The sequence below is a fragment of the Streptomyces sp. NPDC006872 genome (genome assembly GCF_040635845.1).
Taxonomy (GTDB): domain Bacteria; phylum Actinomycetota; class Actinomycetes; order Streptomycetales; family Streptomycetaceae; genus Streptomyces.
The window spans coordinates 247,798-261,809 of the sequence record NZ_JBEYIL010000008.1; the positions used below are offsets into that span (position 1 = coordinate 247,798).

A 14,012-nucleotide genomic window follows, 5' to 3' on the forward strand; every position below is an offset into this window, starting at 1 on the left:
AGGCAGCTCGACCCGGCACCGGGGCCCGTCCCCCCGCGATCCCGGCGACCGGCTCGGCCGGGGCGGGCGGCCGCCACAGTCGGGACCGCAGGAGGACCTCTGTGCACAGTGCACGTACGCCCGCTCGGCTCGCCGCCGCGTCCAGCACACGGTCACGCTTTCGTCGTCGTCGAGCTGCCCCAGAGAGTTGCGCGTCGCGCATTTGGTTTCAATTGATACCGTATCGCGTGATTGGACGGCTGTACTGTGGCCTCATGACCGCCGATCTTCCACACCGATCCAGCACCGGGCGTGCGACCGACCGCCCCGGGGATGAATCACCCTTCGCGCTCGGGTTGCTGCTGCGCCGGGCGCACTGGCGGGCGGCCGCGGTCATGACGGAGGCGCTGCGACCGCTCGGCATCGAGTTGCGGCACTTCGCGGTGCTGCTCGTGCTGGTCGACCGCGGGCCCACCGTCCAGCGGGACCTGGCGGCGGAGACCGGCTCGGACAAGGCGGGCATCATGCGGGTCGTCGACGACCTGGAGCGCAAGGGGCTGGCCGTGCGCAAGGCCGTTCCGGGGGACCGGCGGGTGCGGGCCGTGGAGATCACGCCTCAGGGCATCGAGCTGTTCGACGCGGCTCATGTGGCGGCGGCGCCGCTGACCGGGCGTCTGGTCGCCGACCTGGGGCCCGGCGAGCCCGAGCGGCTGACGGAGTTGCTGACCCGGTTCGCCCATCCCGCAGGCGACGAGGCGTAGGCACACCTCCTCGACCCGCCTTCCTCACTGCCCGTTGCCACGAGAACGCCGCGTGACGCCCCGAGGTGACGGGGCGCCACACGGCGTCTACGGTCCGGAAGTCACGCGGCGAGGCGCTCCGCGAGCTCCTTGGCCTTGGCAGTCGCGTCCTCGAAGGCCCGCTTGCGGGAGGCCTCGTAGAGCGGGACCAGTTCGGACATGGCCGCGTTGCGGGGGGCCATCGTGAGTTCCGGGACGACGAAGTGGACGTCCAGGCCGAGCGAACCCTGCAGAACGGCCTCCAGGTAGTTCTGTACGTACTCGTAGTCCGCGCGCGGCGTGCCCGGCGCGTAGGAGCCGCCGCGGCTGGCGACCACGGTGACCGGGGTGCCCTTCGCGGACGGGTTCTCGCCCGAGGTGCGGCCGAGCAGGATCACGTTGTCCAGCCACGCCTTGAGGGTCGACGGGATCGTGAAGTTGTACATCGGGGCGCCGATCAGGACGGCGTCCGCCTGCTCCAGTTCCTCGATGAGCCGCACGCGTGCGGCGAACGCGGCCGACTGCTCCGGAGTGTGCGCGGCGGGGTCGGCGAAGCCCGCGGTGTGGGCGGCGGCGCTGATGTGCGGGACCGGGTCGGCGGCGAGGTCGCGGTAGATCACCGCACCGTCCGGGTGCTGCTCCTCCCACACCTTGCGGAAGGCGTCCGTGACCGAACGGGACGAAGACGCCTCACCGGGAAACACGGACGAATCGATGTGCAAAAGCACGGCCATGGACATTCTCCAGACGACTGCGCCCGAGGCGTCAACCAGGGGCTGGGGATTGGGTGTTCGCATCCACTGATGGTTGCGATCACGACAGTATCGAATGATACCGTTGCGAGTGTAATGAAGCCAGCACATCGAACAGGCAGGGAGGCAGACGACCTTGGACGTCTGTGAGGCGGTCACGAGCCGACGGGCAGTGCGCGGATTCACCGACCGACACGTTCCGAGAGAGGTACTGCAGCGCGTGCTGTCCACCGCGACCTGGGCGCCGTCCGCATCGAACATCCAGCCCTGGCACGCCTACCTGCTGACCGGCGAGCCGCTGACCGAGCTCAAGAAGCGCGCCGGCGAGCGGTTGGCCTCGGGCGACGCCTGGGACGAACCGGAGTACCAGCAGTACCCTCCCGCGCTGAAGTCCCCGTACCACGAGCGCCGATCCGCCTTCGGCGAGGAGCGCTACGGCTCACTCGGCATTGCGCGCGGGGACCTGGAGGCGCGCCAGAGAGCCGCTTCCGCGAACTGGCAGTGCTTCGGCGCGCCCGCCGCCCTCTTCTGCTACATCGACCGCGACATGGGCCCGGCCCAGTGGGCCGACGTCGGTATGTATTTGCAGACCGTCATGCTGCTGCTCCGCGCCGAAGGGCTGCACAGCTGCACGCAGATGGCCTGGGCGAAGTTCCACAAGAGCGTCGCGGAGACCCTGTCGCCCCCAGAGGAGCTCATCCTCTTCTGTGGCATGTCCATCGGGTTCGAGGACGTCACGGTGACTCACCCGCGCACGGGCCGCGCGCCGCTCGACGAGACGGTCACGTTCGTCGACTGCGTCTGACACGGTCCGTCGCCGACTGGACCCGGTGCCCCATGTGGCGCGATCCGATCCGCGCCCACATGGTGGTTCATATACAGCATCACGCACAAAGCGCAAATGAAAGGCATGTCATGAAGTTTGCGGTCATCGGCGGCACCGGGCTGATCGGATCCCAGGTCGTCGGAAATCTCAACGCGGCCGGGCACCAGGCGGTACCGCACTCGAAGTCCACCGGAGTCGACATCCTCAGCGGCCAGGGGCTGGACGAGGCGGTGGCGGGGGCCGATGTCGTCGTCAACCTGACGAATTCCCCGACCTTCGACGAAGCCTCCTTGGCGTTCTTCCAGACCTCGATGGACAATCTGCTGGCCGCGGCGCAGAAGGGCGGCGTCGGCCACTTCGTCGTGCTGTCGATCGTCGGCGCGGACCAGGTGCCGGAGATGGACTACTACCGGGCCAAGGTCCTCCAGGAGGAGCTCCTCGCGGCCGGGCCGATCCCGTACTCGATCGTCCGGGCGACGCAGTTCATGGAGTTCATGGACGCCGTCATGACCTGGACCGCCGACGGCGACACCGTCCGGCTGCCCGCCACGCCGATCCAGCCGATCGCCGCCAAGGACGTGGCCGCCGCGGTGGCGGAGGTCGCCGCGGGCGCCCCGCTGAACGGCATTCGCAACATCGCCGGCCCCGAGGTCTTCTCCCTGGACGAGCTGGGCCGGATCACCCTGTCCCACAAGGGCGACAAGCGCACCGTCGTCACCGACCCCGCCGCCGGCATGTTCGCCGTCATCAAGGGCGACGTCCTCACCGACAAGAACGCCCACCTCGCCCCCACCCGCTACACCGACTGGCTGTCCTGACCCATCGGCGGCCGTCCGCGCCTGGGGCGTCGACGAGCTTTCAGCCCGCCCCGAGCAGGCCGAGGGCGGCGAGTGCCTTCGTACCGGCGGCGGTGTGGCCGTCCCCGGCGAGCAGCAGCGTGCGCGCCGACTGGTAGGGGCAGCCCGCCGCTTCGAATGCCGCGGCGGCGGCGAGCTGCCCCACCGGATCGTCGTCCGACAGCGCCTGGGCCCGGTCCAGTTGGGCGGTGGCGACCGGGTTGCCGGCGACCAGGCCCCGGGCGGCGTCGACCCGGTCGCGGGCGTCCGGGTGCCCGGCGAGCACCGAGGCCTCCGCCCGGAGCGCCACGTACCAGTGCAGCCAGATCCAGGAGACCCATTTCCACACCTGATCCGGCTCGGGTGCGACGCGTTCCAGGGCCGCGTCCGGGTCCCCGTGGTGGAGCAGGACCATGGCGTCGAAGACCGCGCCGTAGCCGTGGCGGTGCTCCGACGCGGTGCCCGCCCGGTCGACGACGTCGAGCCAGGCGGCCCGGGCGTCGTGGTCGCCGCGCAGGCCGTGGATCATCGCGACCGACGCGGCGGCCGGGCCGAGCGAGAACGACCGCTGCCGACCGCTCCGCGTCCACGCGTCGAGGAATCTCCCGCTGCCCGCGCGTACTTCGTCGCCGTGGCCCGCGAACGCGTCCGCGACCAGGAGCCAGGACGTGGCGTGGTGGCCGACCTCGGCGAACAGGGGTTGGTCGGCGAGTTCCCTGCCCCACCGGCGGGCCTGTGGCAGTCGGCCGACGCCGAGGGCGGTGCCGGCGGCCATGGCGAGGGCGTCCATCCGCTCGTGGGTACTGGCGGGGGTGCGCGGCGCCGAAGCCAGGAGGTCGATCCGCCGCCGGGCGGCGGCCGCCGCGCCGAAGGAGTCACCGGCCCAGGTCCGGGCGCCGGAGAGCGCGTCGAGGGCGGCGGACTCGGCCACCGGGTCGCCCGCCCGCCGGGCGAGTTCGACGGCCCGTTCGGCGTACTCGACCGTCTCGTGCGCGGTGTTGTCCGCGGCTCCCTGGACCGCGCCGAACGCGTCCGCGATCACCGCCGCCTCGGCCAGCGCGACGGCCGCCTCGGCAGCCGGATCGCCGTCGCCATCGCTGTCGCCATCGCCGTGGTCCTCGTCGCCGCCGGACAGCGCCCGCGCTGCCGTGAGCACGGCGGACGCCTCGTCAGCCGTGGGGATCAGCTTGAACTCGCTGGAGAAGCGGTACGCGACGGTGGCGGCGGCCGCCAGGTCGCGGCCGGCGCCCGCGGTGTCGCCGGCCCGGCGGGCGGCCTCCGCGGCGGCCCGGTGCAGACGGAACATGTCGTCGCCGAGCCTGCGGCAACCGGCCACCCCGGCAGCCTCCCGCAAGGCCGCGGCGGCGGCTGCGTCGTCGGCGAGCGCGGCCGCCTGCTCGAACCGCTGCTGGGCCTCGCCGAGGAGGTTGCGGGTGAAGGTCAGCTCGGCCATGGCGAGGGCGAGACGGTGGGCGTCCGCGCGCTGCTCGGGACGGTCGGCGACCCAGGCGAGGGCGGCTCGGACATCCTCTGCCAGCGCGTCGAACCGTGGGCGCCAGTCCGCGCCCTGAGCTCCCATGAGGGCGGTCGCGCCCGCCAGGCACCACCTCGCATGGCGAGAGCGGACGTCCGTCGGCTCACCGGCGGCGTCCAGTCGCTGCGCCCCGTACTGCCGGATGGTCTCCAGCGCCTGGTACCGGGTGCCGGTGGCGGACGGTGTCGCCGTGAGCAGGCTCTGTTCGGCGAGTCTGCCGAGCCCGTCGGCGACCGCGGCCGGCTCCAGCGGGGCGAACCCGGCCACCACGGCGGCCGCGTCGGCGGTGAACGGCATGACGAACACCGAGATCCGGCGCAGCAGCGCCCGGTCCGATGGCTGCAGGAGATCGTGGCTCCAGTCCAGCGCGGCCCGCACCGACCGGTGCCTGTCGTCCGCGCGGGGTCCGCCGGCGAGGATCCGCAGCTGGTCGGAGAGGCCGGCCGTGAGACCGTCCAGTCCGAGCGTGGGCCAGCGTGCCGCCGCCAGTTCGATGGCCAGCGCCATGCCGTCGAGGCGTTCGCAGACGGCCGCGATCCGGCCGCGCAGCGCCGGATCCGGCGGCGGGCCGGCCGCCGCCGCCCGTTCCATGAACAGGGTCACGGCCTCGGACTCGCCTCCGTCGGCCCAGGACAGCGGCGGAACCGGGAAGACCCACTCGAACGGCACCAGCATCCGGGCCCGGCTGGTCGCGAGCACCCGCAGCCGCGGGCCGGCTGCCAGCAGCCGTTCCAGGAACGGCGCCACCCCGTCGCGTATCTGCTCGCAGTTGTCCAGCACCAGCAGCGCCTCACGGTCCGCCAGGACGGCGAGCACCGCCTCGTCGATGCCGCGCCCGGGCTGCTCGCCGACGCCCACGGCCGCCGCGACCGCCGCGCCCACCCGCCCGGAATCGGTGACGGGGGCCAGGTCGACGAACCACACGCCGTCGGCGAAGTCCTCGGCCGCCTCCGCCGCCACCGCCAGGGCGAGCCGGGTCTTGCCCACCCCGCCCGGACCGACGGCGGTCACCTGACGGCGCGTCTTGAGCGCCTCGGCCAGCTCCGCGCGCTCCCGTACCCGGCCGACGAACGCGGTCAGGGGCGCCGGGAGGGCGGGCGCCGGGCGCGACCGGTCGGCGCGGGCGGATTCGGCCGCCCGCCGGGAGAGCGCGCGCCGGTCCGGCGCCTCCAACTTGCGCAGCAGTGCGGAGACATGCGACTCGACGGTGCGCACGGAGATGAACAGCCGCGCGGAGATCTCCGCGTTGCTGAGGTGCTCCCCGAGCAGCGCGAGCACTTCGGCTTCCCGGCTCGAGACGGCCGGTACCCCTGGGACCACTGGACTGGACACCGAGTCATTATCCGTGGTGCTTTCCGTGGCCGGCACGGAGGCGGACCGTACCCCGGCCGGGAGAGCCTGTGACCACGGCGATCGAGCCCGGCACGGCACGGCCGCCGGGTCGATCGGGACCCACGACGACAGGAGTGACCATGACCGGTTCGTCCCCGCAGAGGCGGCCCCGCGCGCAGCGTCGCCGGGACACCGAGCACCGGCTCACCCATGACGTCGACGTCTGGGTGGCCAGCGCCTCGGCGGACGGGGTGCCGTATCTGGTGCCGTTGTCGTTCGACTGGGACGGCGAGACGTTGCTGGCGGCCACCCCGGCCGACAGCCCGACCGGCCGGAACCTGACCGCCACCCGGACCGCTCGGCTGGGCCTGGGCCACACCCGCGACGTGTCGATGATCGAGGGCGAGGTCGAGGTCCTCGACCTCGACGCGCTGCCCGGGCGGCTGGGTGACCGGTTCGCCGCCCGCACCGGCTTCGACCCGCGCCCGTCGGCCACTGCGTACCGCTGGTTCCGTATCACCCCGCGCCGCGTCCAGAGCTGGCGCGAGGCGGACGAGTTGCGGGGCCGCGAGCTCATGCGCGACGGCCGCTGGCTCGCCTGACCGCATGTCACAAGGCCTGACCGCACTTCACACCTGACCATGCCTGACCACGCCTGACCACGCCTGACCACACTTCACAGGAGAGGGAATCCGCCATGACGAACACACGGAAGTCCGCCCGGAGCACCGTCGCGCCCGACCAGAAGTTCGACGGGTTCACGGCCGAGGAACGCGACGCGATGAAGGAGCACGCCCAGGAGCTGAAGAAGTCCGCGCGCCGCAGCCCGCACACGGCCAAGGCCGACGCGGAAGCCGACGTGCTCGCGAAGATCGCCGGGATGGCGGACGCGGACCGCGTCCTCGCCGAACGGATCCACGAGATCGTCGGGTCGGCCGCCCCGGACCTCTCGCCGAAGCTCTGGTACGGGATGCCCGCCTACGCCAGGGACGGCAAGGTCGTCTGCTTCTTCCAGAGCGCGCAGAAGTTCAAGACCCGGTACGCCACGCTCGGCTTCAGCGACCAGGCGCAGCTCGACGAGGGCGCCCTGTGGCCCACCACCTACGCCCTGACGGAACTGACCGCCGCCACCCAGGCACGGATCGGTGAGCTCATCGGGAAGGCGGCTCAGCGGTAGGTGTTGTTGCTGACGTGGTCGCCTTCGAGCCAGGCCTTGAGTTCGGCGTGGGCGGTGCGCCGCCGCTCCGCGTCGGACTTCTCGATGCCGGGGGCGTCCAGGGTGAACTCGAGCAGAAGGCCGTTCGGGTCGCTGGTGTAGAGCGAACGGCAGTACCCGTGCTCCAGGACGTAGGTCTCGTCGGGCTTCCAGCCGGCGTCCTCGAGTCGCCGGGCGAGGTCCTTCTGGACCTCCTCGGTGACCTTGAGGGCGATGTGCTGGAACGGCGAGTGCGGCATCCGCGGGCCGAACTCCTCCTGGTCGGCGGGGTCGGCGAACTGGAAGAAGGCGAGCGCGCTGCCGTCTCCGAGGCCGTAGAAGGTGTGGCAGTAGGTCCGCACGGCCCCGAACAGCTCGTCGGACTCCTTCCAGGTCGCGACCAGCGGCAGACCGATGACGTCCTCGTAGAACGCCCGTGTCGCCTCCTGGTCGCGCGTGACGTAGGCGTTGTGGTGAAGCCGCGTCGGCAGTGACTGCGTCATCCTTGACTCTCTCCTTCGCGATCTCCCGCTTCCGGGGCGGCGGACGACCGAACCGGAGAAATCTTCGGACACCTGTCCGCCAGGCGGGCACGGATCGACGATGGCGTGCGGCTCTTCCTGCTGTCAATAGCCCGGCAGGGCAGGGAAGGCACGTGTCGCCTGCTCGGCGAGAATCGCCGTCAGCCGGTCCGGGGCCGAGAAGAAGGGGGAGTGATCGCAGTCGATCTCGACGCTCTCGGTCGCGTGTGCCGCGCACTCGCGCTGCGCCTCGACCCGTACCGTGCGGTCCTTCGCACAGACCACGTAGGCGGTGGGCACGGACGTCCACGCGGGGTCGGCGATCGGCGTCCGCGGCACCCGGCTCCGCATCGGCCGCCAGCGCCGCGCCGCCGCCTCGGCCAGGTCGGGCGGCGAGTGCGAGTAGAGCACCTCGCGGGCCTCCGCACGCAGGACGACGGCGCCGTCGTCGTCCGTGTCCCAGGCCGCCCGGAACTCGGGATGGCCCCATCGGGGTGTGCGCGCCGCGGGTGACTCCCCGGGCAGCGGCATCCGCGCCGCGACGAAGACCAGACGGTCCGCCAAATGCCCGCCGGCGGTCACCGGCAGGCCGCCGTAGCTGTGCGCGACCAGCACGACGGGCCGTGCCCCCGCAGCTTCGCGGACCGCCGCTCGCACCGCGGCGGTGTCCTCCTCGAAGGAGGTGAGCGGCAGGTCGATCGCCCGGCCCGCGACCCCGATCCGGTCCAGCCGTTCCAGGACCGGACTCCAGCACCAACCATCGTGGTTGGCCCCGTGCACCAGGAGAACCAGGGGTTTCACGACAGTCGGGTCTCAGCCGGCCCGGGGCGCGAGCGTGGCGATGGGACGCCCTTCCCAGGCCGCCCAGTCCGAGCTGATGTCGCCGGCGGTGCGGAGCAACGGGGGGAGGTGGTGCTCCATGAGGTGCTCGACCGAGGTCTCGGCGGCATGGGCGTTCACGTTCACCGCCGCGACCGTCCGGCCCTGGCCGTTGCGGATGGGCGCGGCGACGGACCGGATGCCGAGGGCGAGTTCCTCGTCGGTCACCGCCCACCCCTTGGCCCGTACGTCACGCAGCATCTCGTCGAGTTCCTCGCGCTGCGGCCGGTACCGGGGCTCGATGCCCGACCTGCCGGGGAGGGCGAGGACGCGGTCGAGCTCGGCTTCGTCGAGGGCCGCGAGCAGCACTTTCCCGAGGGAGGTCTGTGCGGCGGGGAAGCGCGTGCCGATGGTCACGGACAGCGTCACCAGCTTGGGCATGGCGACCCGGCAGACGTAGACGATGTCGGAGCCGTCGAGCTGCGCGATCGAGCACGACTCCCGGGTACGCGCCGCCAGGGCGCGCAGGTGCGGTTCCGCCAGCTCCCAGATGCTCTGCGAGCCGATGTAGGTCATCCCGAGTTCGAGCACCCGGGGCGTCAGCGAGAAACCGCCCTCGCCGCTGCGCACGTACCCCAGTTCCTGGAGCGTGATGAGGATCCGGCGCGCCGTGGGCCTCGCCAGCTGCGCCTCGGCGGCGACCTCGCTCAGCGTCATGCACGGCCTGCCCGGCTGGAAGCCCCGAAGCACGTCGAGCCCTCTCGCGAGGGCCTCGATGAAGTCAGGGCCGGTGTCCCGCCGCATCTTTCGTCCCTCCGTACATGCGAGATACATACGAGATATCCGCGAGCTGGGCGGACGGGCCGAAGGGCCGCCCACCGGATGGTTGTCCGCCACTGTATCGCCGCTTCTCGCGCCGACACCTCTCATGATTGACAGTGGACGGACCAAGGAACCACACTGGCGGACATTGGTCCGCCTGCCGGACACGGTGAAAGGTGTCGCTCGATGACCGTCACAGCCGGCGCCCTCGACGGGCTGCTGATCGCCGACTTCTCCCGCATCCTGGCCGGGCCGTACGCCACCATGCTGCTCGGGGACCTGGGGGCCGAGGTGATCAAGGTGGAATCGCCGTCCGGCGATGACACGCGCACCTGGATGCCGCCGGTCCGGGACGGGGTGTCGACCTACTACCTGGGCGTCAACCGCAACAAGCGCTCCCTCGCCCTGGACCTCAGGAACGCCGAGGATCTGCGACTGGCCCAGGAACTGGTCTCGCGTGCGGACATCATGATCGAGAACTTCAAGCCGGGCGGTCTGGCCCGGTTCGGTCTGGACTACGCGACGGTCCGCACGGACAACCCCGGGCTGATCTACACCTCGATCAGCGGGTTCGGCACGGCCGGCGGGGCGTCCCTGCCCGGCTACGACCTGCTGGTGCAGGCGGCGTCCGGGCTCATGAGCCTGACCGGGGACGCGGACGGTCCGCCGTACCGGGCGGGGATCTCGGTGTTCGACGTCATGACCGGCATGCACGCCGCCATCGGGATCCTGGCCGCGCTCAACCACCGCAACGCGACCGGGGCCGGACAGCACGTCGAGGTCAACCTCCTCTCCTCCGCGCTGTCGGGCCTGGTGAACCACACCTCGGCCCACGTGGCCGGCGGTGTCGTCCCGCACCGGATGGGCAACGCGCATCCCAGCCTGTTCCCCTACGAACCGCTGCCCACGGCCGACAAGGACCTCATCGTCATCGCGGGCAACGACGGCCAGTTCTGCAGACTCTGCGTCGAACTGGGCCTGGACGAGCTGGTCGAGGACCCTCGGTTCGCCGGCAACGAGGCCCGGACCCGCAACCGCGAGCAACTGCGTCCGCTCCTGGTCGCCAAGCTCGAACAGCGCCCGGCGGACGAATGGTTCAGGAGACTGTCCGCGGCGGGTGTGCCCTGCGGACCGATCAACCACGTGGACGCAGGTGTCGCGCTCGCGGCGGACCTGGGGCTCGACCCGGTGGTCGCCCTGGGCAGCGGGCCGGACTCCGTGCCGATGATCCGCAATCCGATCACCTTCAGCGGCACCCCGCCCCGGCACGATCTTCCGCCGCCCGCCCTCGACCAGCACGGAGAAGAGCTACGGGCCTGGCTCGCGGCGGACAAGGAAACAGATCGATGACCGCCGGACAGCCCCGACCCGACTCCCAGCGTCGGCCTCAACCCCAGCCCCGGTACCCGACCGGTCTCGGGACCTCGGACGCCGCCACCATCAGCCTCCTCGGGCAGAACCTGGCGGAAGACCTGATGGGCCAGGTCGGCTTCGGCGAACTCGCGTTCTGGCTCACCGCCCGGCGCCGCCCCACCGCGGGCGAGGTGCGGCTCTTCGAGACGGTGCTGGTCGCGCTGGCCGACCACGGCTTCACACCCACCGCGATCGCCGCACGCATGACCCTGTTCTCCGCGCCGGAGTCCGTGCAAGGAGCCCTCGCCGCCGGGCTGCTCGGCGGCGGCTCCCGCTTCCTGGGCGTCACCGAGGACACCGGCCGCTTCCTCGCCGAGGTGCTCGCCGAGGCGAGCGCGGCGGACTCGGCAGGCTCGGCAGGCAAGCCCCTTCCCGCCACCGACGCGGGCTGGGATGCGCTGGCACGAGAGGCGCTGACGGAACGCAAGGCGGCGAAACAGCTCGTGCCCGGCCTCGGCCACCCGGTGCACAAGGAGGGCGACCCACGGACGCCGGTGATCGTCCGCATCGCGCGTGAGGAAGGGGTCTACGGCCCTCACCTCGCCCTGTTCGAGGCCGTCGGGCGGGTGGCGCCGGACGTCCTCGGTCGCGCGCTGCCCCTCAACGGCGCCGGAGTGTGCGGAGCGGCGCTCGCCGATCTCGGGCTCCCCGTCGAGCTGCTGCGCGGCTTCGCGCTGCTCGCCCGGACGGCCGGACTGCTCGGGCATCTCGCCGAGGAACTGCGCCGGCCCATCGCCCCCGACATCTACCGCTCGGTCGACCGCAACGCCCACTACGACCCTGACGAAGCGCCGTAGGACCGACCGGGGGACATCGGGGGCATCGGGGGCACGTGGGGCGAGCAGGCAATGCCATGGTAATTTTCGAACGCCAGTCGTATTCGTATACGCGGTAGTACGCGTGCACGGGTCAGGGAATCCGGTGGGAGTCCGGAACTGACGCGCAGCGGTGAGGGTGACGGGCGGGGCGGCAACCACTGGACGACGGCCATGGCCGGGTCTGGGAAGGTGCCCCGCCGGGGTGATCCCGAGTCCGAAGACCTGCTGGCAGCCGACCGTCCGAACGGGCCCCGCGCATGGGCCTCGACGCCTAGGAAGCCGCTTCGTGCATCTGTCACGTCCCGCCCGCTGTTCCGTCCTGCTCCTGTCCGGGGCACTGCTGCTGTCCGCCTGTGGTTCGGGCTCGTCGTCCGAGGGGGCTTCGGGCGCCGGCGCGTCCGCGAAGGCCGTCACGCTGGACAACTGCGGGCAGAAGGTGACCGTCGGGGCCCCTCCGGAGCGGGCCGTCTCGCTGAACCAGGGCACCACCGAGATCATGCTCTCGCTCGGCCTGGCCGACCGCATGGTGGGCACCGCCACCTGGACCGACCCGGTCATGAAGGGGCTGGAGAAGGCCGACGCGAAGGTGCCGCGACTCGCCGACAACCAGCCGTCGTTCGAGAAGGTGCTGGACGTCGAGCCGGACTTCGTCGCCTCCTCCTTCGCCTCCACGCTGAGCAAGGGCGGAGTGGCCCCCCGCGAGAAGTTCGAGGAGCTGGGGGTGCCGACGTACCTCTCGCCCGCCGACTGCGAGGGCAAGGACAACAGCGGCGGCGGCGACGGCTCGCGGACCGAGCCGCTCGCCATGGACACCGTGTACCGCGAAGTGCGCGAACTGGCGCGGATCTTCGGGGTGGCGGAGCGCGGCGAGAAGCTGGTCACGCAGCTCGAGGGCCGGGTGGCCGAGGCCACGTCCGGCATCGACGCCGGGGACGCCACCGTCCTGTACTGGTTCGCGAACCAGGAGTCCCCCTATCTGGCGGGCTGTTGCGGGGCGCCGGGCATCGTCACGAACGCGCTCGGCGCGAAGAACGTCTTCGACGACAGCACACAGGAATGGCCGCAGGTGAACTGGGAGACGGTCGCCGACCGCAACCCCGACGTGCTCGTCATCGGCGACCTCACCCGTAAGTCGCAGACGGCCGAGACCGCCGCGCGGAAGATCGCGTTCCTGGAGTCCAACCCGGCGACGAAGAACATGGACGCGGTGCGGAAGAAGCGCTACGTACTGCTCAGCGGGCAGGCCATGAACCCCACGATCCGCACCGTCGAAGGCGTGGAGAAGGTCGCCGCGGCGCTGCGCGCGTACGGGCTCGCCGGATGACCACCGCCCTGCGGTCGCCCGGGGTCCGACGGCTGCGGGCAGCCGCCGGGGCGCTGCGGGGCCTGGCCGGCCCGGTCGCCGGACTCGCGGTGCTGGCCGTGTCCGTCGCCGTGGCCATCACCATCGGGCCCGCGGACATCGGCGTCGGCGACGTCTGGTCCACGGTCGCCTCCCACCTGGGCTGGGGCGCCTCGGACCTGTCCCCCATCCGGGACGGCATCGTCTGGAACCTGCGGCTGCCGCGCACCCTCCTCGCCGCGGTGTGCGGTGCCGGGCTCGCCGTGTGCGGGGCGGTGCTGCAGTCGCTGCTGCGCAACCCGCTGGCCGACCCCTTCGTCCTGGGGGTCTCCTCCGGCGCGTCGACCGGGGCCGTCGTCGTGGTCGTCCTCGGGGTCGGCGGGAGCGTCGTGTCCGTGTCGGGGGGCGCGTTCGCGGGCGCGCTCGGCTCGTTCGCGCTGGTGCTGCTGCTCAGCCACACGCTCGGCGGGACGACGGACCGGGTGGTGCTGTCCGGTGTGGCCGCGATGCAGTTGTTCTCGGCCGTGACCTCGTTCGTCGTACTGACGGCGGCCGACGCGGAGACCACCCGGGGCGTGCTGTTCTGGCTGCTCGGGTCGCTCAGCGGCGCCGGCTGGACCGAGGTGTGGCTCTGCCTGGCCGTGCTGGCGCTCGCCCTGACGGTGTGCCTCGGGTACGCGCGCACCCTGGACGCCTTCGCCTTCGGCCAGGACGCGGCGGCCACACTCGGGGTCGCGGTGGTCCGGACCCGGCTGGTGCTGCTGTGCGTGACCGCGCTGTTGACGGCCGTGCTGGTGAGCGCGGCGGGCGCGATCGGCTTCGTCGGCCTCGTCCTGCCGCACGCGGCCCGCGCCCTGGTCGGCCCCGGGCATGCCCGGCTGCTGCCGGTCAGCGCGCTCGCCGGGGCGGTGTTCCTGGTGTGGGCCGACACCCTGGCCCGTACCGTCCTCGACCCGCAGGAGGTGCCGGTGGGCGTGGTGACGTCGCTCGTCGGCGTCCCGGCGTTCGTCCTGGTCCTGTACCGCACGAGGGGGACCCGATGAG

The 14,012-nt window shown here is 72.0% G+C and carries 14 protein-coding genes and 1 riboswitch; of the genes, 9 read left to right on the forward strand and 5 right to left on the reverse strand.

What is annotated here, in order from left to right; translation table 11 throughout:
* Positions 1-254 precede the first annotated feature (254 nt).
* Positions 255-740: a MarR family transcriptional regulator gene (locus ABZ725_RS24770; RefSeq protein ID WP_351911450.1), complete on the forward strand. Its 486-nt coding sequence runs from the start codon at positions 255-257 to the stop codon at positions 738-740.
* Between the two features lie 101 nt (positions 741-841).
* On the opposite strand, the gene ABZ725_RS24775 is transcribed toward ABZ725_RS24770, so the two are convergent.
* Complete coding sequence (locus ABZ725_RS24775; RefSeq protein WP_358804756.1) at positions 842-1,492, reverse strand: NAD(P)H-dependent oxidoreductase; 651 nt, start codon at positions 1,490-1,492, stop codon at positions 842-844.
* A 154-nt stretch (positions 1,493-1,646) separates the two neighbouring features.
* Between ABZ725_RS24775 and ABZ725_RS24780 the strand changes: the two genes are divergently transcribed.
* Together ABZ725_RS24780 and ABZ725_RS24785 are read left to right on the forward strand one after the other, a co-directional pair.
* Positions 1,647-2,315, forward strand: a complete 669-nt coding sequence (locus tag ABZ725_RS24780; protein WP_358804757.1) for a nitroreductase — start codon at positions 1,647-1,649, stop codon at positions 2,313-2,315.
* Between the two features lie 110 nt (positions 2,316-2,425).
* Complete coding sequence (locus ABZ725_RS24785; RefSeq protein ID WP_358804758.1) at positions 2,426-3,154, forward strand: NAD(P)H-binding protein; 729 nt, start codon at positions 2,426-2,428, stop codon at positions 3,152-3,154.
* 40 nt (positions 3,155-3,194) lie between these two features.
* Here the strand turns inward: ABZ725_RS24785 and ABZ725_RS24790 are convergent, their stop codons facing one another.
* On the reverse strand, positions 3,195-6,038 hold the full coding sequence (locus tag ABZ725_RS24790) for a LuxR C-terminal-related transcriptional regulator (RefSeq protein ID WP_358804759.1): 2,844 nt from the start codon (positions 6,036-6,038) through the stop codon (positions 3,195-3,197).
* Between the two features lie 140 nt (positions 6,039-6,178).
* Here ABZ725_RS24790 and ABZ725_RS24795 point away from each other — a divergent pair, with 140 nt between their 5' ends.
* Together ABZ725_RS24795 and ABZ725_RS24800 are read left to right on the forward strand one after the other, a co-directional pair.
* Complete coding sequence (locus ABZ725_RS24795; protein ID WP_358804760.1) at positions 6,179-6,640, forward strand: pyridoxamine 5'-phosphate oxidase family protein; 462 nt, start codon at positions 6,179-6,181, stop codon at positions 6,638-6,640.
* Between the two features lie 95 nt (positions 6,641-6,735).
* Positions 6,736-7,215, forward strand: a complete 480-nt coding sequence (locus ABZ725_RS24800) for a DUF1801 domain-containing protein (protein WP_358804761.1) — start codon at positions 6,736-6,738, stop codon at positions 7,213-7,215.
* Here ABZ725_RS24800 and ABZ725_RS24805 read toward each other — a convergent pair.
* The 3 genes from ABZ725_RS24805 to ABZ725_RS24815 all read right to left on the reverse strand — a co-directional run bounded on the left by ABZ725_RS24805 (position 7,206) and on the right by ABZ725_RS24815 (position 9,377).
* The gene (locus tag ABZ725_RS24805) at positions 7,206-7,736 is read right to left on the reverse strand and encodes a VOC family protein (RefSeq protein ID WP_358804762.1); all 531 of its coding nucleotides are present in this window, start codon (positions 7,734-7,736) and stop codon (positions 7,206-7,208) included. The genes ABZ725_RS24800 and ABZ725_RS24805 overlap by 10 nt on opposite strands.
* Positions 7,737-7,859: 123 nt before the next feature.
* On the reverse strand, positions 7,860-8,555 hold the full coding sequence (locus tag ABZ725_RS24810; protein WP_358804763.1) for an alpha/beta fold hydrolase: 696 nt from the start codon (positions 8,553-8,555) through the stop codon (positions 7,860-7,862).
* A gap of 12 nt (positions 8,556-8,567) precedes the next feature.
* Positions 8,568-9,377: an IclR family transcriptional regulator C-terminal domain-containing protein gene (locus tag ABZ725_RS24815; RefSeq protein ID WP_358804764.1), complete on the reverse strand. Its 810-nt coding sequence runs from the start codon at positions 9,375-9,377 to the stop codon at positions 8,568-8,570.
* Between the two features lie 204 nt (positions 9,378-9,581).
* On the opposite strand from ABZ725_RS24815, the gene ABZ725_RS24820 reads away from it, so the two are divergent.
* The 4 genes from ABZ725_RS24820 to ABZ725_RS24835 all read left to right on the forward strand — a co-directional run bounded on the left by ABZ725_RS24820 (position 9,582) and on the right by ABZ725_RS24835 (position 14,011).
* Complete coding sequence (locus ABZ725_RS24820; protein ID WP_358804765.1) at positions 9,582-10,745, forward strand: CoA transferase; 1,164 nt, start codon at positions 9,582-9,584, stop codon at positions 10,743-10,745.
* Complete coding sequence (locus ABZ725_RS24825; protein WP_358804766.1) at positions 10,742-11,605, forward strand: citryl-CoA lyase; 864 nt, start codon at positions 10,742-10,744, stop codon at positions 11,603-11,605. The genes ABZ725_RS24820 and ABZ725_RS24825 overlap by 4 nt, the downstream gene beginning before the upstream one ends.
* Positions 11,606-11,665: 60 nt before the next feature.
* A riboswitch (cobalamin riboswitch) is annotated at positions 11,666-11,871 on the forward strand.
* A 41-nt stretch (positions 11,872-11,912) separates the two neighbouring features.
* Positions 11,913-12,950 carry an ABC transporter substrate-binding protein gene (locus ABZ725_RS24830; protein WP_358804767.1) on the forward strand — a complete coding sequence of 346 codons (1,038 nt, stop codon included), beginning with the start codon at positions 11,913-11,915 and terminating at the stop codon, positions 12,948-12,950.
* Positions 12,947-14,011, forward strand: coding sequence for an iron chelate uptake ABC transporter family permease subunit (locus ABZ725_RS24835; protein ID WP_358804768.1), 1,065 nt, complete (start codon positions 12,947-12,949; stop codon positions 14,009-14,011). Before ABZ725_RS24830 ends, ABZ725_RS24835 begins: the two co-directional genes overlap by 4 nt.
* Position 14,012: the final 1 nt, after the last annotated feature.